Annotated in this window: 15 protein-coding genes; 9 read left to right on the top strand and 6 right to left on the bottom strand. The window is 61.6% G+C overall.

Going from position 1 to position 20,551, the window contains the following annotated elements; all coding sequences use genetic code 11:
* The 4 genes from EGJ68_RS10260 to EGJ68_RS10245 are packed head-to-tail and all read left to right on the top strand — an operon-like array spanning position 1 to position 5,201.
* The gene (locus EGJ68_RS10260; RefSeq protein ID WP_123034447.1) at positions 1-1,197 is read left to right on the top strand and encodes an O-succinylhomoserine sulfhydrylase; all 1,197 of its coding nucleotides are present in this window, start codon (positions 1-3) and stop codon (positions 1,195-1,197) included.
* A gap of 58 nt (positions 1,198-1,255) precedes the next feature.
* Positions 1,256-2,185 carry an AAA family ATPase gene (locus EGJ68_RS10255; RefSeq protein WP_123034446.1) on the top strand — a complete coding sequence of 310 codons (930 nt, stop codon included), beginning with the start codon at positions 1,256-1,258 and terminating at the stop codon, positions 2,183-2,185.
* 8 nt (positions 2,186-2,193) lie between these two features.
* Positions 2,194-3,186: a DUF58 domain-containing protein gene (locus tag EGJ68_RS10250; RefSeq protein WP_123034445.1), complete on the top strand. Its 993-nt coding sequence runs from the start codon at positions 2,194-2,196 to the stop codon at positions 3,184-3,186.
* Positions 3,183-5,201, top strand: coding sequence for a transglutaminase TgpA family protein (locus tag EGJ68_RS10245; RefSeq protein WP_123034444.1), 2,019 nt, complete (start codon positions 3,183-3,185; stop codon positions 5,199-5,201). Before EGJ68_RS10250 ends, EGJ68_RS10245 begins: the two co-directional genes overlap by 4 nt.
* A 72-nt stretch (positions 5,202-5,273) precedes the next feature.
* Here EGJ68_RS10245 and EGJ68_RS10240 read toward each other — a convergent pair whose 3' ends face one another.
* Together EGJ68_RS10240 and EGJ68_RS10235 are read right to left on the bottom strand one after the other, a co-directional pair.
* Positions 5,274-6,557, bottom strand: coding sequence for a flavohemoglobin expression-modulating QEGLA motif protein (locus EGJ68_RS10240; protein ID WP_123034443.1), 1,284 nt, complete (start codon positions 6,555-6,557; stop codon positions 5,274-5,276).
* A 1-nt stretch (position 6,558) separates the two neighbouring features.
* Positions 6,559-7,740 carry a GNAT family N-acetyltransferase/peptidase C39 family protein gene (locus EGJ68_RS10235; RefSeq protein ID WP_123034442.1) on the bottom strand — a complete coding sequence of 394 codons (1,182 nt, stop codon included), beginning with the start codon at positions 7,738-7,740 and terminating at the stop codon, positions 6,559-6,561.
* Between the two features lie 275 nt (positions 7,741-8,015).
* Between EGJ68_RS10235 and speA the strand changes: the two genes are divergently transcribed.
* The 4 genes from speA (at position 8,016) to EGJ68_RS10215 (ending at position 14,081) form a co-directional block, all read left to right on the top strand.
* Entirely contained in the window at positions 8,016-9,941 is a 1,926-nt protein-coding gene (gene speA, locus EGJ68_RS10230; RefSeq protein WP_123034441.1) for a biosynthetic arginine decarboxylase, read from the top strand.
* A 27-nt stretch (positions 9,942-9,968) separates the two neighbouring features.
* Positions 9,969-11,189 (top strand): saccharopine dehydrogenase family protein, encoded by a 1,221-nt coding sequence (locus EGJ68_RS10225; protein ID WP_123034440.1) that lies wholly within the window; start codon positions 9,969-9,971, stop codon positions 11,187-11,189.
* 1 nt (position 11,190) lies between these two features.
* Positions 11,191-12,366 (top strand): carboxynorspermidine decarboxylase, encoded by a 1,176-nt coding sequence (gene nspC, locus EGJ68_RS10220; protein ID WP_199228006.1) that lies wholly within the window; start codon positions 11,191-11,193, stop codon positions 12,364-12,366.
* 116 nt (positions 12,367-12,482) lie between these two features.
* A complete protein-coding gene (locus EGJ68_RS10215; protein WP_158283602.1) occupies positions 12,483-14,081 on the top strand; it encodes a phospholipase D family protein in 1,599 nt (532 codons plus the stop codon).
* Here the strand turns inward: EGJ68_RS10215 and EGJ68_RS10210 are convergent.
* Positions 14,078-14,560: a DUF934 domain-containing protein gene (locus tag EGJ68_RS10210; RefSeq protein ID WP_123034438.1), complete on the bottom strand. Its 483-nt coding sequence runs from the start codon at positions 14,558-14,560 to the stop codon at positions 14,078-14,080. The two genes, EGJ68_RS10215 and EGJ68_RS10210, sit on opposite strands and share 4 nt — an antisense overlap.
* Positions 14,544-16,208, bottom strand: coding sequence for a nitrite/sulfite reductase (locus tag EGJ68_RS10205; protein ID WP_123034437.1), 1,665 nt, complete (start codon positions 16,206-16,208; stop codon positions 14,544-14,546). The genes EGJ68_RS10210 and EGJ68_RS10205 overlap by 17 nt, the downstream gene beginning before the upstream one ends.
* Before the next feature lie 235 nt (positions 16,209-16,443).
* On the opposite strand from EGJ68_RS10205, the gene EGJ68_RS18240 reads away from it, so the two are divergent.
* A complete protein-coding gene (locus EGJ68_RS18240; protein ID WP_199228005.1) occupies positions 16,444-16,557 on the top strand; it encodes a methionine synthase in 114 nt (37 codons plus the stop codon).
* Here EGJ68_RS18240 and EGJ68_RS10200 read toward each other — a convergent pair.
* Entirely contained in the window at positions 16,554-16,814 is a 261-nt protein-coding gene (locus EGJ68_RS10200) for a DUF2970 domain-containing protein (RefSeq protein WP_123034436.1), read from the bottom strand. The genes EGJ68_RS18240 and EGJ68_RS10200 overlap by 4 nt on opposite strands.
* Before the next feature lie 42 nt (positions 16,815-16,856).
* A complete protein-coding gene (gene metH / locus EGJ68_RS10195) occupies positions 16,857-20,546 on the bottom strand; it encodes a methionine synthase (protein ID WP_123034435.1) in 3,690 nt (1,229 codons plus the stop codon).
* Positions 20,547-20,551: the final 5 nt, after the last annotated feature.

The raw sequence follows: 20,551 nt of genomic DNA, 5'->3' as shown, positions 1-20,551 counted from the left end.
ATGAACGATTCCAACGACCCGCTGGAAGGCGCCGGACTGGACACACTGGCAATCCGCGCCGGTATTCACCGCACAGCGGAGGGGGAGCACTCCGAGCCCATTTTCGCCACCTCCAGCTACGTCTTCGACTCCGCGGCGGACGCGGCGGCGCGCTTTGCCGGTGAAGCACCGGGCAACGTCTATTCCCGGTATACCAACCCCACGGTGCGCAGCTTTGAGGAGCGTCTGGCGGCTCTGGAAGGCGGTGAAGCCGCGGTGGGCACTGCCTCTGGCATGGCGGCCATCCTCAGTACCTGTATGGCGCTGTTGAAGGCGGGCGACCATGTTATCTGCTCGCGGGATGTCTTCGGCACCACAACCAACCTCTTTGCGCGCTACATGACCCGTTTCGGGGTGAGTGTGGATTTCGTACCCTTGCTCGCGACCGAGGAATGGCGTGCCGCGCTGCGCCCGGAAACGCGCCTGTTGTATCTCGAGACGCCCTCCAACCCGCTGTGCGAGGTCGCCGACATTCGAGCTCTGGCGGATATCGCTCATGCGCAGGACGCGCTGCTGGTTGTGGATAACTGCTTCTGTACACCGGCGCTGCAGCGCCCCCTCGCGCTGGGCGCGGATATTGTCATTCATTCGGCGACCAAGTATCTCGACGGGCAGGGGCGCTGCGTGGGCGGTGCCGTGGTGGGCTCGCGGGCGCTGATGGACGAGGTGGTGGTATTCCTGCGCACCTGTGGGCCGACCATGAGTGCGTTCAACGCCTGGGTTTTCCTGAAAGGGCTGGAGACGTTGCGCCTGCGTATGGAGGCACATTCGCGCGCGGCGCTGGAACTGGCCCTGTGGTTGCAACAGCAGCCACAGGTCCAGCGTGTGTATTATGCAGGCTTGCCTGAACACCCGGGACACGCACTCGCTGCCAGCCAGCAGACGGCTTTTGGTGGTGTTTTGTCCTTTGAAGTGCGCGGCGGTCAGGCGGCCGCGTGGCGTTGTATTGATGCCACGCAGATTCTCTCCCTGACCGCGAACCTCGGGGATGCCAAAACCACCATCGTACACCCCGCAACAACGACTCACGGACGCCTCAGCGCACAACAGCGTGCTGACGCGGGCATCAGCGACGGGCTGATTCGGGTCGCCGTGGGGCTCGAGGATGTGGCAGACCTGCGCAGGGATTTACAGCGCGGCTTGAGCGCGGCGGGCTGAAGCCGATTATCCTGCGTAACACCTTGCCAGAGCATTGGAAAAGGCCAGGAGCAACAGCATGGATATAGAAGGCGCGATTGACAGTGCCGTGGCAGAGGTTGGCACGGCGCTGTTGGGCAAAGAAGCGCAAATCAGGCTGGCGCTGTGTTGCCTGCTGTCGCGCGGGCACCTGCTGATAGAGGACTTGCCAGGGATGGGCAAGACGACCCTGTCTCATGCACTCGCGGCTGTGCTTGGCCTCTCCTACAAGCGCGTACAGTTCACCAGCGACCTGCTGCCCGCAGATATCCTCGGTGTCTCTGTGTACAACCGCAACGATGGCAGCTTTACCTTTCACCCCGGCCCGGTGTTCACCCAGGTCCTGCTGGCAGACGAAATCAACCGCACGACGCCACGCACACAGAGCGCGCTGCTGGAAGCCATGGCTGAAGGGCAGGTGACCATCGAAGGGGAAACCCGCCGTCTGCCCCGGCCGTTTTTTGTTATCGCCACGCAGAACCCGATCCACCAGTCGGGAACCTATCCGCTGCCGGAAAGTCAGCTGGACCGTTTTCTGATGCGATTGCATCTCGGGTATCCCGACCCGCAGGCCGAGCGGCAGATGTTGCTCAACACCACAGCCGGTGAAGACCCCGAGGCCGCCCTGCAACGCTGCCTGACGCCAGAGGAGCTGGAGTCCTGCCGCGCCGCAACGAGCCAGGTGCATGTGGCTGACAGCGTACTGGACTACCTGCAGCGGCTGGTGGCGTTTACCCGTGAACGCGCCGAGTTTGCCGTGGGTTTATCGCCACGCGGAGCACTGGCACTGCTCGACTGTGCCCGCACCTGGGCGTTCATGAACCGCCGCCAGCATATTGTGCCTGAAGATTTGCAAGCGGTGTTGGCTGCTGTGGCTGCGCACCGCCTGGTGCCCAGCGGTGATTACGCCGGGGACGGACACGCGCTGGTGGATCTGATGCAGCGCAGTGTGGATGTGATCCGGTCCTGATTCCGGGCATGGCAGACGACAGGCACGCAAACGGGGAGGGCAATGGGCTGCGCAGGCATTTCGGGCGCTGGCTGGCGCGGCGTATTCCACCTGCACGCTCAGTAACGCTGGACCAGCGTCGCATCTTTATTTTTCCCTCCCTGCCGGGGCTGTTTTTTGCGGTACTGTTGCTGCTCATTCTAGTCACAGCCATCAACTATCAGAACAATATGGCTTATGCCGTCGCCTTCCTGCTCGCCACGCTGTTCGTTATCTCCACACTGCACACCTACGCCAACCTGGCCGGGTTGACGCTGCATGCGCTCTCGGCCTCGCCTGTATTCCCCGGGCAACGCAGTCAATTCCGTGTGCGGGTGCAGCGTGCTGGCAAAGCAACCCACTACGCCCTGCGCCTCAGCTGGCCACAGGGGAGCGACAGCGTCGTCAGCCTGGTAGATCGGGACAGCTGCGAGGTGACGCTGTACGTTCCCGTCGGGTCCAGAGGCTGGTTCAATCCCGGGCGCCTGTTGCTGGAAAGCCGCTATCCACTCGGTTTGCTGCGCTGCTGGACCTGGCTGGACCTGGACCTGCAGGCGCTGGTTTACCCCCGGCCCCTGATCACCTCGGCACCGCCCGGGGTCGCCAGCGAACGTCCAGAGGGCACGGCGGTTGAGACTGCAGGCAGCGATGATTTCCATGGTTTCCGCAGCTATCGGCAGGGCGATGCGCTGCGGCAGGTGCACTGGAAAGGTGTGGCACGAGGACACCCGCCACAAAGCAAGGTGTACGGTTCCTATGCCAGTCACAGTGCCTGGCTGGATTGGGAGGCTTTTGCCGATGCTTCCGGCGAACAGCGCCTGTCCTACCTCTGCTACTGGGTGCTGGCACTGGAACGTCGGGGTGAGGATTATGGGCTGCGCCTCCCGGGCGTCGAGATAGCCCCCGCCTCGGGTGAGGCCCACCAGTCCAGGGTGCTTGCCGCCCTCGCCGTGTTCCAGCGTGCTGGAGGAGGGGGGAAATGAGCCAAACGTTAGCCGTCGGCACCCTGATACCGCGCAATGCACTGGTGTGGATTATCATCAGCCAGTTTGCGCTGCTGGCGCCGCACCTGACGCGGTTGCCGCTGTGGTTGGTGCTGGTTTACCTGGCCACGGCGGTGTGGCGAATTCTGGTTTTCCAGGGGCGCGCGTCATTCCCCGGGCGGGCACTGCGGGCATTGTTGGCGGTTGCCGGGTTTGTGGCTATTTACCTGAGTTACGGCAACTTGCTTGGCCTGGAACCCACGGTTGCGCTGTTGCTTGTTGCATTTGCCTTCAAATTGCTCGAACTGGTGAAGCTCAAAGACGCCTATGTGCTGCTGTTTCTGGGCTACTTCATTTGCGTCATCGGCTTTCTGTTCAGTCAGGACTTGTTGTTGGTCCTGTACGCCCTGTTCACGCTGGTGCTTGTGACCACGGGGCTGGTGGCCCTGCACCGGCCGCGGGAAGACCGCTTCCGTCTGGGCAGCGTGCGTCTGCCGGCCCTGATGCTGGCGCAGGCGTTTCCGTTGATGCTTGTGCTGTTTTTCCTGTTTCCGCGCATCGGGCCGCTGTGGACGGTGCCGGTGAAGAGTCACGCGGCGAAAACCGGCGTCAGCGACTTCATGAAACCCGGTGATATTTCCACCCTCAGCCAGTCGGGTGAGGTGGCGTTCCGGGTACAGTTTGAAGGCGATATTCCACCCAAATCCGGGCTGTACTGGCGGGGCCTGGTATTCAGTGTCCTCGACGAGGGCGCCTGGCGCAGCCTGCGTTACAACGAGTTGCCGGCCGGCGAATTGCGTCAACCCGCGGTGACGCCCAAGGGCACCCCACTGTCTTATAGTGTGCTCATGCTGCCCACGCAGCAGAACTGGCTGTACAGCCTGCGCTATGCCGAGCCGGAACAGCGCGGCATTCTGCGTACCTCCGATTTCCGCCTGTACTCCCCGGTCGAAATCGAGGAGCAGATGCAGTACAAAGTGCGCAGCTGGCCGGCCACCTCACTTGAGCTGGAGCTGTCCGCCTGGCGCCGGCAAACGGAGTTGGCCCTGCCGGCGCAGCACAACCCAGCTACCCGCGAGCTGGCACAGCGTCTGCGTCGCGACGCGCAAGACGATGCGGGGTTTGTCGACGCCGTGCTGCGCTATTTCCGCGAAGAGCCTTTCATCTACACCCTCCAGCCACCGCTGCTTGACACGCAGGATCCCATGGATCAATTTCTGCTGCAGACCCGGCGTGGTTTCTGTGAGCACTACGCGTATGCCTTCGTGGTCATGATGCGTGCCGCTGGCGTGCCCGCGCGGGTGGTGGCCGGGTATCAGGGCGGTGAGGTCAACCCGGTGAACCGCACGGTGATCGTGCACCAGTTCGACGCGCATGCCTGGGCGGAAGTCTGGCTGGAGGGGCAGGGCTGGGTACGCATCGACCCCACGGCGGCAGTCTCACCCGACCGCATCGAACTTGGGCTGGAAGAGGCGGTTGCCGGCGAGGGCAGCTTTCTCGCCAACTCCCCGCTGTCGCCACTGCGCTATCGCGGCGTGAACTGGGTGAATATGCTGCGTCTGCGCTACGATGCGCTCACCTACCAGTGGCAGAGTTGGGTGGTGGGTTTTGACGGCGAGGAGCAGTACCGGTTGCTGCAGAACCTGTTCGGCAGTATCCGCACGCCCGTGTTTGCCGGTGTTGTGCTGGCCAGCGGTGCCCTCGTTCTGCTGCCCGTTGCCTGGCTGTTGCTGCGCCGCCGTCGACCTCCGGCCCTGCCACCGGAACAGGCGCTTTACCTCGACTTCTGTGAGCAGATGCACAAACGCGGCATCACGCGCCGGCCCGGGGAAGCGCCCGGCAGTTTCGGGCGGCGCATTGCCCTGGAGGCGCCCGCGCTGCAGCAGTGGGCAAATCACGTTACCACGGTGTTTGACCAGCTCGAGTACAGCCGGGACTCCGGGGAGCCCGCGGCACATCGTCAGCAACTTGCACACCTGCGGCAGCTGTTGCGCCGCGGGCCGCAGGTGCAGTAGTGGTGGCAGGGCCGAGCGCAAACGAGCGAAGGTGACTCTATTGGGATGTGGCGCGGCGCTGTGGGCCCCGGGTTACAGCAACGTGCCGTAATCCGCCTGCAGCTGGTCGAAGTTCAGTGAGGCGATAAAGCGCGAAAAGCTCATCCAGGTCGCAAGCCCGGTCAAATCGGCGAAGTGGGGCGGCAGGAAACGCGGTGGGCTGACCACGCCTTCGTCAATAAGCAGGCGCCAGTCCTTGATGTCCTCCAGCAGAATCTTGCCGCAGAAGAGTACCGGCAGCGTGTCCAGCTTGCCGGTGCTCATGGCCAGGCGGAGAAAATTGTAGGTCTGCACGAAACCGCGCATGTAGGCGAGATCCTTGGTGTACGGCCGGCCCTCCGGCGTACTGCCGCGAAACACCCGCACGGCGATGCTGTAGCTGTCGTCGGCGCTCATGTTGTGGTCCTGCAGATAGTTGAATACCTCCAGGAAGTTTGCGCCGTTCTCCGCCAGTGTGACCGCGCGAACGCGGTTTATCAGCCTGTACAGCCGCGATGGGCTGGAGCGCAGGGTGAGTATTTCGGTCAGGACCGCGAGCCCCTCCTGCGTCGTGGTGGCTGAGGGGGTGCCTTTACTGAGGAAGGTACAGGCGGGCTGCGCCGTGCCGTTCAGCGTAGTGCCCAGATGTACCCAGCCTTCATGCACTTCCAGGACATCGATATCCAGCGCGTTGAATACGGCATCGCTGCGGATTTTCAGGTAATCCGAACCCGCCGCGGCATCCGCCGTCATCTGGTCGTTAAGCAGCACACGGATTCCCGCATCAGGAAACGCCAGCAGCAGACGCTCGTTGAGTATTGCCACGGCGTCTGCCGCTGGAATTGTCTTGGGCGCCTCCTGCATGGAGGTGTTTTGCAGCAGGTTAATCAGGGTGGCTTCCATGGCGGTGCCGAGGTCGGCCAGCGTCGGGTCACCGGCGTGGAAGACATCGGAAGAGGAGCCGTAGAGGTCCTCGGATATCTGGCCGAATTCGGCCTGTCCCCGGAACTCCAGCATCTGCACCACACTGCGATACTCGCGACACATCCGGCGCATGATTTGCGCCAGTGGGTTGAGCTGGCCCAGTTTACGCGCGATATCGCGTTCGATTTCCTGGAACTCTGCGCGTTTCGCGCCGGGGTCAAAGTCCAGTGGGTTGTGCTGCTGATAGAATGCCGCATCCACCCGGGGCAGTTCACGACAGCCGCTGGCAAAAAACTGGCGCCGCACAGTCCCGTTCCACTTGATGGCATCGAGGATGCGAATTGGCCGTTGGGCCTCAACGATGCGGTCAGACAGCGTTCTCACCAGTGCGAGGTAGTGTGGATCTGCACTCATGTCAGGCGGTTCCGCGTGGCCTGATTGCGACCACCGCGCGCAGGCGATTGCCACCAAAGCGGCTCATGGCGGCGAATTCTTCCCGGGCAATGGGTAAATACTGGCAGTCGAGTGGGGCCTTGTTGTCGTCCCGGCTGCCAGCGGGCGTGCCAAGGTCATCGAGCTCGGGATCGTGGACGTAGAAGCAGGCTTCGTCGTAGCCGGACAGCGCTACCCAGTGCGGTGCCTTTTTGCTGTCCAGGCGGTAGGTGGAAATGAGGATAAGGATATTGGCGCCGGCGTTGAACATGGCCAGCAGCCGCTCCTGATCCAGATCCTGGTAGTGAACCGTTATGCCGCGTGCGGCACACTGGCTGACAAAGCCATCGTGAACCAGGCCTATCACGCGTTTTTTGTTCTCGTCACGGACGCCTTCAACGAACAGTGGGCCGGGTGCGTTGACCCAGACCTCGGCGTGGAAACCACGAGCGTCAGCAGCCAGCGCCAGCCCCAGTGGGTGACAACCGCCATGACCGGAGGTCATGAAGATGGTGGTGGCCTCGCGCCAGATCTCGATTTCCTCCAAGGGTGATGGGAGGTAGGTGTCATCCAGGCCGGCCATGGCCATCATCAGGGCTGCGGGCCCACAGGTGAAGGGGGTTGTCTGCGCCAGCCAGGGTAGTGTGCGTGGGCCACTCTCGGGTTGGTAGGCGCGCACACATTTCTCCATGCGCAGGGCATCGCTGTGGTCTTCGTAGTAATCGTCATAGCGTCCGAACTGTGCGTACCCCATGTGCTCATAGAGCGCGATAGCGGCGGTGTTGCTGGCGGCGACTTCCAGGCGTAAATAGAGCGCACCGCTGGCGCGCGAATCGATTTCAGCTTGCTGCAACAGTTGGCGCGCTACGCCTCGCCCCTGGCGATCAGGGGAGACTGCGAGCGAATAAAGCCGCGCGAGGCGCGTGCCCTGACGCAATATCACCAGGCAATAACCCGCCAGCCCGTCGGTGTCGCGGGCCACCAGAAACACGCAATCCGTGCGGCGCAGCCACCGCTTGAAGCTGCGCCGGGAAAGCCGGTCCGTGCGAAAACAGCGGTTTTCGATCTCCAGAAGCCCCTCGAGGTCATCCGGGCGCGCGGCTTCTATCTGCAGCGCGCTCTCGGCTCGGGCTTTTTCGGTTGTGATTTTGGCGGGTAACGGCATGATCAACAGGTTCCTCGATACGCGTCAATATAGTGTGTGTTGGCGTCAGCTGTCACGGTTACCTCCATGGCAGGTTGAAAACTACCAAAACACTGCCGTTGCCTGTTAGGCTGTAGCTTCACAGGCGGGCGCCAAATTCTCCTTGCGTTTGCTCTACAGCGCCTTAGAATCGGCGCCGTTTCAACGACCCTTGTACGCCATGCCGTTGACGAGCAATCGCTGCACCTGAGGTCCTCCCGCCTCTGTGTGCACACTGACAGGAGCCCAGGAGGACCATGACTGATTCAGCACAGCCTACGCAGGATTGGAGTGCAGCGGATAGCGCAGAACTCTATGGCATCAACGCCTGGGGTGCCGGCTATTACAGCATTGCCGACAGCGGCGACGCCCAGGTCACCGTCAATACCGGCGAGGGCGAAACAACGGTTTCGCTGATGGATATCGTCGCAGGCATGCGCGCTCGCAGCCTCGAAATGCCCGCCGTGCTGCGTATCCGCAATGTGCTGGACCACCGTATCAAGGTGCTCAACGAGGCGTTTGCCGATGCCATCAGCAGCGGTGGCTATCACAACGTCTATCGCGGTGTGTTTCCCATCAAGGTGAACCAGCAGTGTCACGTGATAGAGGAGATCGCCAACTATGGCAGCCGCTATCACCACGGCTTCGAAGCCGGCAGCAAAGCCGAGCTGACAATTGCGCTGAGCCAGTTGCGCGACACCGAGAGCCTTGTGGTGTGCAACGGCTACAAGGATTCCGAGTTTATCGACCTCGGCCTGTACGCGCGTCGCATGGGGTATCCCTGCTTTTTCGTACTGGAGTCCCTCAGCGAGCTGCGCATGATTATCGAGCGCAGCAGGGTACTGGGCGTGGAACCCCTGATTGGCGTACGCATGAAGAGCTCGGTCAAGGTGGATGGCCATTGGAGCCAGGATAGCGGCGACCGTTCAATTTTCGGCCTCTCGACTGCGGCACTGATTGCAGTGGTGGATGAACTGCGCGCCGCCGACATGTTGCACTGCCTGCAGATGCTGCATTGCCATCTCGGCTCTCAGGTGCCCAATATCCGCAACGTGCGCAACGGTGTGCTCGAAGCCTGCCGGTACTACGCCGGGCTGGTGGAAGAGGGCGCTGCCATGGGCTACCTGGACCTCGGTGGCGGTCTTGCGGTGGACTACGAGGGCGCCCGTACCAACAGCACCCACAGCATGAATTATCAGCTGGAAGAGTATTGCGTCAACATTGTGGAGAGTATCCGCGAGACCTTCGACCCGTTGGAGATTGCCCACCCGGTAATCATTTCTGAGTCCGGGCGTGCCACTGTTGCCTATTCCTCGCTGTTGCTGTTCAACGTGCTCGACGTGCGCAGCTGTGAGCCCATGGATCTGCCGACGGCTATCGATGATGACTGTGTAGAACCGCTGAAGCACATTCAGGAAGTGCTGCGCGTGGTGGGGGAGGCCAACTTCCAGGAGTGTTACAACGACGCCCTGTTCTACCGTGATGATGTGCGGGACATGTTCAACCACGGCCAGGCCAGCCTGCGCGAACGCGCCATGGCGGAGGATATCTGCCTTGCCGTGCTGCAGCGTATTGCGCAGATTCTGCCCGGTGTGGCCCGCGTGCCACCCGAGCTGGAAAACCTCAGCGAGGTCCTCTCCGACATTTACTACGGTAATTTCAGCCTGTTTCAATCGCTGCCCGATATCTGGGCGATCGACCAGCTGTTCCCGATCATGCCCTTGCACCGCCTGCAGGAGTTACCCAACCGCCAGGCCATGCTGGCGGACCTGACCTGTGATTGCGACGGCAAGATTGACAACTTTTCGCTGCCGGCGGGAACCTCGAAAACGCTGCCGTTGCACGCGCTGCGTGAAAATGAGGACTATATCCTGGGTGTGTTCCTGGTGGGCGCCTACCAGGAAACTCTCGGCGATCTGCACAATCTCTTTGGTGATACCAACGTGGTGAATGTCACCATCAACCCCGACGGCAGCTTCGACTTTGCACGCGAGTTTCACGGTGACAGCATTTCCGATGTGCTCAGCTATGTGGAGTACGAGCCGAAGCACATGCAGGAGCAGTTCCGGCAAGTGGCGGAAAGTGCGGTGCGCAGCGGGCGTATCTCCGTTGCCGAGCGCCAGGAGATCCTGCGTGCGTTTCGCGATAGCCTGCAGGGCTACACGTATTTCGAGCATCACTGAACCACTCAGCTATACAGGAGCAGGGTTATGTCCAGAGTCATTATCATTGGAGCGGGTGGCGTCGGCGCTGTGGTGGCCCACAAGTGTGCCCAGCTACCGACTGTTTTTACCGACATCATGCTCGCCAGCCGCACCGAGGCCAAGTGCAAGGCCATTGCCGCGCAGATAGAACGGCCTATTCGCACGGCACAGCTAGATGCCGACAATGTCGCTGAACTCACCGCGCTATTGGAGCGTGAGCAGCCTGAACTGGTGATCAATGTCGCACTTCCCTACCAGGACCTGAGTATCATGGATGCCTGCCTTGCTGCAGGAGTGCACTACCTCGATACCGCAAACTACGAGCCGCCGGATACGGCCAAGTTCGAATATCACTGGCAGTGGGCCTATCAGGATCGTTTCCGCGAGGCGGGCTTGACGGCGATATTGGGCAGCGGCTTTGATCCCGGTGCAACCAACATTTTCACCGCCTATCTCGCCAAACATTATTTTGACGAGATACATGAACTCGACATCATCGACGTCAACGGCGGCGATCACGGCTACCCCTTCGCGACGAATTTTAACCCGGAAATCAACATCCGCGAGGTCAGCGCGGAGTGTCGGCACTGGGAGAACGGGCGCTTTGTCGCCACGCCTGCCATGTCCAAGCAGGCACGTTTCGAGTGTCCGGATGCGGTGGGCAGCTACAACATCTACCGCATGTACCACGAAGAGCTGGAGTCGCTGAGCAAGCATTTTCCGTCCTTGAAACGGGCCCAGTTCTGGATGAGCTTCTCGGAGAACTACCTGAAGCACCTGGAAGTTCTGGAAAATGTCGGCATGACGGGGATACAGCCGGTCGAGTTCCAGGGACAGCAGATTGTACCCATCCAGTTTCTGGCCTCCTTGCTGCCGGACCCCTCCACCCTGGGGCCGCGCACCAAGGGCAAGACCTGCATCGGCTGCGTCGTGCGCGGCGTCAAAGATGGCAAGGAACGGGTGATGTACCTGTACAACATCTGTGACCACGAAGCCTGCTACCGTGAGGTGCAGTCACAGGCTATTTCCTACACCACCGGTGTGCCTGCGGTTATCGGTGCGAAGATGATTCTCGAGGGGCACTGGCGCGAGCCGGGCGTCTGGAACGTTGAGCAGCGTGACCCGGACCCCTTCATGTCGGACATGAATCTGTACGGTCTGCCCTGGCAGGTGGTTGAGCTTGACCCCGGCTTCCAACTGGACGTGGTGCAAGGCCGGGACCTGTAGCATGCAGATTCTGCAGTTCACCGATTTCAGCAAGCTGGATCTCGCGCGGCTCCCGTCCCCGTGCTACGTTGTTGACGAAGTCGCCATTGAGCGCAATCTCCGGATTTTGCGGCACGTGGCGGATGCCAGTGGTGCCAAGGTGCTGGCAGCGCTGAAAGCGTTTTCCTGCTGGCGCCTGGGCGCACTGACTACACGCTATCTCAGTGGCAGCTGTGCCAGTGGCCTGCATGAGGCGCGCCTCGGGCACGAGCACTACGGTGGGGAAGTGCACGTTTTTGGCGCTGGCTACCATGAGGCTGACCTGCAGCAGATTCTGGAAATCGCACATCACGTGGTGTTCAATAGCTGTGCCCAATGGCGGCGTTTCAGGCCGCTGTGCCTGGCTGCTCAACAGCGTCGGCCCGAGCTGCGCTTCGGCCTGCGCATCAATCCTGAACACTCCGAGGGCGATGTACCCATCTATGACCCCTGTGCGCCAGGTTCGCGACTCGGCATCCTGCGTTCGCAACTGGATGTCGACAGCCTTGAGGGCATCAGTGGCCTGCACTTCCACACGTTGTGCGAGCACGACTTTCCGCCACTGGCCCGCACCCTGGCAGCGGTCGAGGAGAAATTCGGCGACCTGCTGCCGCGCATGGAGTGGGTGAACTTTGGGGGTGGGCACCACATCACCCGCCCGGACTACCAGGTGGATGAACTGATAGCCTGCATTCGCGATTTTGCGGCGCGCCGCCAGGTTCAGGTCTATCTGGAGCCCGGCGAGGCGGTGGCGATCGGCAGTGGGGTACTGGTCAGCGAAGTGCTGGACCTCACGTGGAACGCGCTCGACCAGGCGATTCTGGATTGCTCGGCGACCTGCCACATGCCCGACACGCTGGAGATGCCCTATCGCGCCGAGGTCATGGATGCGGATGCGCCGGGGGTATTACCCCACACCTATCGCCTCGGCGGCCTTACCTGTCTTGCTGGTGACGTGATCGGCGACTACAGCTTCCCGCAGCCCTTGCAGGTCGGCCAGCGCGTGGTTTTCAAGGACATGGCGCACTACACCATGGTGAAAACCTCTACCTTCAACGGTACCCGCCTGCCCGCCATCGCCCTGTGGAATTCGGAGACAGATGCACTGGAGATCGTGCGGCGGTTCGATTACGAGGATTTCCAGCAGCGTCTGTCCTGAGCTGTCGTCTGCTCCTTCGGGGCTCATGGGCGTTGGTCTCGCGCAAGCTCCGTTTGCACAGCCCCAGCATGCCGCTACAATCAAAGGCGACGCGTTTGCCTCTGGAGCGCCCTGCGATGTCCCACCGCCTGTTTTGGCCGCAAACTTGTCCATTGGGCGGCTGCGTCTCCCACTGGCAGTCGGCGGCACTGCTGGTAATGGCGACGCTGGTCACCGCCTGTGCGGGTCTGCCAAACCCTGACAGTTACGCCAAACCCGTTACGCATGTCATAGCCGATACGGAAAACACGGCCCTGGCACGGCAGATGGAGCAATGGTATCCCGTCGATGCACCAGGGCTCTCCGGGTTCGTGCCACTGGCCGAGGGCATGCGCGCTTTCGTCGCTCGCGTGGGGCTTATACGGGCTGCCGAGCGCAGCCTCGATGTGCAGTATTACATCTGGCACGCGGACACCAGTGGCCAGCTGCTGGCCCATGAGCTGCTGCAGGCGGCTGACCGCGGCGTGCGGGTCAGGCTGCTGCTGGATGACCTGGATACTGCCGGCAAGGATACCTTCCTCAGCCAGTTCGATGCCCACCCGAACATTTCGGTTCGGCTGTACAACCCTTTTGCCTATCGCGGCAATCGTGGGCTGGGTTTCGCCTCCGATCTCAGCCGCCTGAACCACCGCATGCACAACAAATCACTGACCGCAGACAACCTGCTGGCTGTGGTGGGCGGGCGCAACATCGGCAATGAATATTTCAACGGTCTCGCGCACACGGCTTTCTCGGACCTGGACGTGCTGGCGGTGGGCCCGGTTGTGAACGCGGTGTCATCCATGTTCGACCAGTACTGGAACAGCGATGCCGCGGTGCCCATGGCGGCTTTCGCGCGCGCTGGCGATGTCACAGTGGAGCGCCTGTCCGCGGCGCGCAGTCAATTCGAGGCGGTTGCCCGCTCGGCCTTCGCATCGGACTACGTACAGGCCGTCAAGGACTCTAGCTGGCTTGAGCAGATGCAGCTGGATCAACTCACATTCGCCTGGGGCAGCGCCGATGTGATTTTCGATGCTCCCGACAAACCCCGCAACCGTGAGGTGACGGCGGAGACGCATCTTGCACCGCAACTGCTGCCCATGTTGCAGAATGCGGAGCGCGAAGTGTTGATAGTATCGCCGTACTTCGTGCCCGGCGACAGGCTGGTGGAGTTCCTCGCCGGCCTCGAACGGCGCGGCGTACACGTGCGGATCCTCACCAATTCCCTGGCCGCCAACGATGTTGGCCTGGTGCACGCGGGGTACATGCGCTATCGCAAGGATTTGCTGCGCGCCGGAGTGGAGCTCTACGAATTCAAGCCCGAGCCCGGGGAGCTGCAACGGAACAAGCGCTGGACCGGCTCTTCTGCGGCGAGCCTGCATGCCAAGACCCTGGGCGCTGATGCGCGGCATGTTTTCGTCGGCTCTTTTAACCTCGATCCGCGCTCCGTGGCGCTGAACACCGAGATGGGCATCATTATCGACAACAACGAGCTGGCGTCGCAGATGCGCGCAGGTTTTGAGCAGGTGGTCAGCAACAGTGCCTATGCCGTGGCGCTGAACGGGGAGGGCGACTTGCGCTGGCTTGACCCGGCAGCGCCAGGGAGTGAACCGCTGGCGCAGGAGCCGCGCACCACCTGGTGGCAGCGATTTGTCGTCGGTACGCTTTCTCTTGTCGTACCCGAGAGCATGCTCTAGGCGAGCTGGCTCTCGCTGTCGCGGCGGCGGAACAGGGGCAGGGGCTCGTCGACGCTCGCCTGATAATGTTCCGAGAACACGCGCAACTGGCGCAGGTATTCCTCGATACGAGAGGCGTCTGCAGGCTGGAAAGCATCAAAACCGCAGCGACGCAGGTAGTGGACCTGGTCGGGCATGAACTCGCCGGTCGCGCGCAGTTCGCCGCGATAGCCACGCTGTCGCAGCTCACGCGCGTAGGAAAAGCCGCGGCCATCGGTAAACACCGGAAAATCTACGGCAATGAGTTCGAGCGTATCCAGCGCCTCCACAAGCGTGACGACCTCGTCACCCGGCTGCAGCTGCACGGTGGGGAGCGTTTCTGTCGCCGCTTGCCATTGGGCCAGGGTGGGGAAATGGCCTTTGGCGAGCTGATCGCTGTCGGGCAGGGCGCGCTGCCAGCTATCGCTGCTGACGGCGTCGTTCTTAATCAGCTTTGGCATAAACGCGCTCCTTGAAAGGTTCAATCCCGACCCGGTTGTAGGTCTGCAGGAAGGTTTCTTCGCCTTCACGCAGGCTGACGAAGGTGCCCAGCAGGTTTTCCACCACATCGGGAACCGCTTCCTGGCTGAAGGAGGGCCCCAGAATCTTGCCAATAGCGGCATCCTTGGACTGACTGCCACCGAGGCTCACCTGGTAGAATTCCGCACCCTTCTTGTCCACACCCAGAATACCGATGTGACCAATGTGGTGATGGCCGCAGGCGTTCATGCAGCCGCTGATGTTGAGCTCGACAGGCCCCAGGTCATACAGGTAGTCGAGATCCTCGAAGCGCGCCTGGATCGCCTCGGCCACGGGAATCGATTTGGCGTTTGCCAGAGAGCAATAGTCGCCTCCGGGACAGCAGATGAGGTCGGTGATGTAGCCGATGTTGGCCGTGGCCAGGCCCGCTTTCTGCAGGTGCTGCCACAGCTCGTACAAGGCGGCTTCCTCTACATCAGCAAGCACCATGTTCTGCTGATGCGTCGTGCGCAGCTCGCCAAAGCTGTAGCGATCTGCGAGGTCGGCCAGCAGTTCCAGCTGACGGTCGGTGACATCGCCGGGCGCAATGCCGGTTGCCTTGAGGGATATGGTGACCGCCCGATAGCCGGGCACCCGGTGCGCGCGGGTGTTACGGGCCAGCCAGTTGCCGAATATCGGATCTGTTGCCGCCCGTGCCGCCAACGCCTCCTGCGAGGACCTGCCGTCCAGCGCGGCATACGCCGGGCTGGTAAAAAACGACTGGGCACGGGTTATCTCGCATTCGGTCAGCGTGCTGGGACCGTCCTTGAGCAGGGCCCATTCGGCCTCCACCGCGTCGCGAAACGCGTCGATCCCCATTGCCTTGACCAGAATCTTGATGCGGGCCTTGTACTTGTTGTCGCGCCGACCGTGCTGGTTGTAGACACGGAGTATGGACTCGAGATAGGTCAGCAGGTGACGCTTCTCCAGCCACTCGCAAATCACCGAACCCATTACCGGCGTCCGGCCCAGACCACCGCCGACGAGAACTTTGAAACCCAGCTCGCCCGCAGCATTGGGCAGCAATTCCACGCCGATATCGTGCGCGTGAATGGCGGCTCGATCCTCCTCACTGGCGCAGACTGCAATCTTGAACTTGCGCGGCAGAAAGGCGAACTCGGGATGCAGGGTTGACCACTGGCGAATGATTTCACACCAGGGGCGGGGATCTTCGCGTTCGTCGGCGGCTACCCCCGCGAACTGGTCGGTCGTGGTATTGCGAATACAATTACCGCTGGTCTGTATGGCGTGCATCTGCACGCTGGCAAGCTCGGCGAGAATGTCCGGCACTTCCTCCAGCAACGGCCAGTTCAGCTGGATGTTCTGGCGGGTGCTGACATGCGCGTAGCCCTTGTCATAGTGGCGTGTAATGTGTGCCAGCTTGCGCACCTGCTTGCTGCTTAGCAGCCCGTAGGGTACGGCGATGCGCAGCATGGGCGCCAGCCGTTGTACGTAGAGCCCGTTCTGCAGGCGCAGCGGCAGGAACTCTGCGTCGCTCAGTTCCCCGGCAAGGTAGCGCCGGGTCTGGTCCCTGAATTGCGCGACTCGCTCGTCGACGATGCGCTGGTCGTACTGGTCGTAAATGTACATCGAAAGGTCCTGTCACCTGTCGGCAAATCTGCGAGGCGCTACCTTACCAGAAAGCGCCGCGCTGAATTATGCTGATTGTTTATAAGTTTAGAACGCGAGCTGCAATTACCCCGGCGAGCCGGCGGTCACCTGATTTTGGCGCGGAGGTGCGTTGGCAGTGGGGCCTTTCCTGCTATAATCGCGGACGTTGAGAGCCGGAGTTACCGGAAACCACGAACCAGCTGGAGCGCAACCTATGTCAGGATCCACTAAACAGAGCGATGGGGCAGCCGACGCGATCGCCGCCACCGCCATCATCACCATCGTGGTGTTCGGGCTGTACCTGTGGCTGGGAGCCATGCCTGGCTAGGCAGCACTGCTGATCACTATCTTCACGATAGCGACCACAGTCACGATAAACAGCAGGGTGAAGATCAGTCCTGCGGCGATGAACACCCCGAATCGACCCTGCTTGAAATCCCGCTCACGGTTGCGGCTGCTCTGGACGCCCAGGCCAGCCGCAAAGACACTGCTGATGACTTGCCAGGGACGCAGTGGCGCTTTCTGCTCGACATCGTCCTCAGCTTTTGCACTCTGCGCCTGCTGTGTTTCAGCGGGTTCGGACATTGTTACACTCCTCGATTTTGCTCAGCGTGCTCGCGCACATCATCAATAGTCCAGTACGGGGGCCAGCCAGCGCTCCACGTCATCAACCGTCATCCCTTTGCGGTGCGCCACGCTGTTGACCTGGTCGCGCCCGATTTTGCCGACCGCGAAGTAGCGCGCATCGGGGTGGGAAAAGTAGAAGCCGCTGACCGCGGAAGCGGGTGACATCGCAAAGTTGTCCGACAGTGTTACGCCGCAGGTTTCGGGCGCCTGCAGTAACTGGAACAGGGTCGCTTTTTCCGTGTGATCGGGGCAGGCGGGGTAACCGGGTGCCGGGCGAATGCCCTGGTAGCGCTCGCGCACCAGCTCCTCGTTGCTCAGCGATTCATCCGGCGCGTAGCCCCACAGCTCCATACGCACCCAGCGGTGCAGGTACTCGGCGAAGGACTCCGCCAGGCGATCCGCGAGCGACTTCAGCAGAAGACTGTTGTAGTCGTCATGCTCCGCCAGGTATTGCTCCGAGAGCTCATCGACACCGTGCCCCGTGGTGACGCAGAAGGCGCCCACGTAGTCTGCAGCGGCTCCGGGGGGGGCCACGTAGTCGGCAAGGCACAGGTTCGGTTCACCGCTGGGTTTGTCCATTTGCTGGCGCAGGTGATGCAGCGTCGCCACGACTTCGTTGCGGCTGTCATCTGTGTACAGGTCAATGTCGTCACTGCCGTTGCGGTTTGCGGGCCAGAAGCCCAGTGTCGCGCTGGCGGTTATACGCTTCTCGCTGATGATCTTGTCCAGCATGCGCTGCGCATCGGCAAACAGCGAGCGAGCCTGTTCGCCGACCACGTCGTCCTCGAGTATGCGTGGATACTTGCCAGCCAGTTCCCAGGAAATAAAGAAGGGTGTCCAGTCGATGGTGTCGACCAGTTTCTCCAGCGGGAAGTCTTCCAGCACACGGGTGCCGAGGAAACTGGGGCGAGGGGGGGTGTAGTTGTCCCAGTCCAGCTGCTGCGCGCGCGCAACGGCTTCCTCGTAGCCCAATTGACGGGTGCGTGGCTGGCGGTTGGCCACCCGCTCGCGCACCTGGGCGTACTCATTGCGACGCTCGGCAACGAATTGGGCCTTGCCGCGCCCCAGTAGCGCCGCGGCAACGGAAACACTGCGTGACGCATCCGGCACATAGACCACGGCATCATTGCTGTAGCGTGGTTCTATTTTCACGGCGGTGTGGGCCTTGGACGTGGTGGCGCCACCGATCATCAGTGGCACCTGAAAGTCCTGGCGCTGCATTTCACTTGCCACGTGAACCATTTCATCCAGCGACGGCGTGATCAGGCCAGAAAGACCGATGATATCCACCCGCTCTTCGCGAGCGACCTGCAGGATTTTTTCGGCGTGTACCATGACTCCGAGGTCGATTACCTCGTAATTGTTGCACTGCAACACCACGCCGACGATGTTCTTGCCGATGTCGTGAACGTCGCCTTTTACCGTCGCCATGAGGATTTTTCCGTTGCTCTGGGTCGCCTCGGTTTTCTCCTCCTCGATAAAGGGCTGCAGGTAGGCGACGGCCTGCTTCATCACGCGCGCACTCTTGACCACCTGCGGCAGGAACATTTTGCCGTCGCCGAAGAGGTCACCGACCACGTTCATGCCGTCCATCAAAGGTCCTTCAATCACCTCGATGGGTCGTTCAAAGGTGTGCCGCGCTTCTTCGGCATCTTCCACAATCCACGTGTTGATGCCCTTCACGAGTGCGTGCTCGATACGCTTGGCCACCGGCGCCTCGCGCCAGCTCAAATCTTCCACGCGTGCCGTGCCACCGGCGCTGTCACGGTAGGTTTCCGCCAGCTCCAGCAGGCGCTCGGTGCCGTTGTCATTGCGGTTGAGAATAACGTCCTCCACGGCGTCGCGCAGTTCGCCGGGCAATTCGTCGTACACGGCGAGCTGGCCTGCGTTGACGATGCCCATGTTCATGCCCGCGCGGATGGCGTGGTAAAGAAACACGGAGTGGATGGCCTCGCGCACCACGTTATTGCCGCGGAATGAGAAAGACACGTTGGATACGCCACCGGAAATCAGCGCTCCCGGAAGGTACTCGTGGATGTAGCGGCTGGCCTCGATGAACTCGACGGCGTAGTTGTTGTGTTCCTCAATACCCGTTGCGATGGCGAAGATATTGGGGTCAAAAATGATGTCATTGGGATTAAAGCCCACACGATTGACCAGCAGATCCCAAGAGCGTTGGCAGATCGTCTTGCGCCGCTCGAGGCTATCGGCCTGCCCCTGCTCGTCAAAAGCCATGACCACAACGGCGGCACCGTAGCGCTTGCACAGGGTCGCCTGTTCAATGAACTCCGCCTCGCCCGACTTGAGGCTGATGGAGTTGACCACCGGTTTCCCCTGAATGCACTTCAGCCCGGCCTCGATTACCGACCACTTGGAGGAGTCCACCATGATGGGTACCCGGGAGATATCCGGCTCGGATGCCACCAGGTCGAGAAACGTCACCATGGCGCGCTCGGCATCGAGCATGCCCTCGTCCATGTTGATATCGATGATTTGTGCGCCATCCTCGACCTGGGTACGTGCCACAGCGAGCGCGGACTCGTAGTCCTCGGACAGGATCAGGCGCTTGAAGGCGGCGGAGCCGGTAACGTTGCAGCGTTCTCCCACGTTGACGAACAGGCTGTCTGCGTCAATATTGAACGGTTCCAGGCCGGAGAGTCGACAGGCGGGAGGGCGCTGGGGCAGTTCACGCGGTGCCACATCGTGTACGGCGCGCGCAATCGCCTCAATGTGATGGGGTGTGGTGCCACAGCAGCCCCCCGCCAGGTTGAGAAAGCCGCGCTGGGCGAAGCCGCGGAAATCCTCATACATATCGTCCGGTGTTTCATCGTACTCGCCAAACGCGTTGGGCAGCCCGGCATTGAGGTGCGCGCTGAAGTAGCATTCGGCCACCGAAGCAAGCTCCTCCAGGAACGGACGAATTTCCTTGAAACGGCGACCGCAGTTGCTGCCGACGATCAGCGGTCGGGCGTGGGCAATGGCGTTCCAGAAGGCCTCCGGGCTCTGCCCGGAAAGTACCCGGCCACTGGTGTCAGGGAAGGTGACGGAGATCATCAGGGGCAGGCTTTCGCCGCGCTCCGCGAACACACCCTGCACCGCAAAAATCGCCGCTTTGGCGTTCAGTGTGTCGAATATGGTCTCGATCATGATCAGGTCGACGCCCCCCTCAATGAGGGCCCGGGTGGCTTCACTATAGTCCTGAACCAGCTCATCGAAACGGATATTGCGCGCCCCGGGGTTGTTCACATCCGGCGAGATGGACGCGGTGCGGGGCGTGGGCCCGAGTATGCCGGCCACGAAACGCGGACGGGAAGGGTCCCGCGCCGTCATGTCGTCGGCCACCTGCCGCGCGATGCGCGCGCCTGCGAGGTTCAGTTCCGCCGCCAGCCCGGACAAGTCGTAGTCGCCCTGCGCAACGCGGGTACTGTTGAAGGTGTTGGTACCGATGATGTCGGCGCCGGCTTCCAGGTAGCGCTTCTGGATACGCGCAATGACCTCGGGCTGCGTGAGGCAGAGCAGGTCGTTGTTACCCTTCAGGTCTCCGCGGTGATCGGCGAAGCGCTCCCCCCGGTAATCCGCTTCCTCCAGGCCCTCCGCCTGCAGCATCGTGCCCATGGCGCCATCCAGAATGAGGATGCGCTCGCGCAGGGCTGCTGCCAGGGGGTGGTCTGAGTGGATATCCGGAGCCATGTTGG

This window comes from Haliea alexandrii (assembly GCF_003719295.1).
Taxonomy (GTDB): domain Bacteria; phylum Pseudomonadota; class Gammaproteobacteria; order Pseudomonadales; family Halieaceae; genus Haliea; species Haliea alexandrii.
Note: the sequence above shows the minus strand (reverse complement) of the source record. Positions and strands in the feature narration are given on the sequence as shown.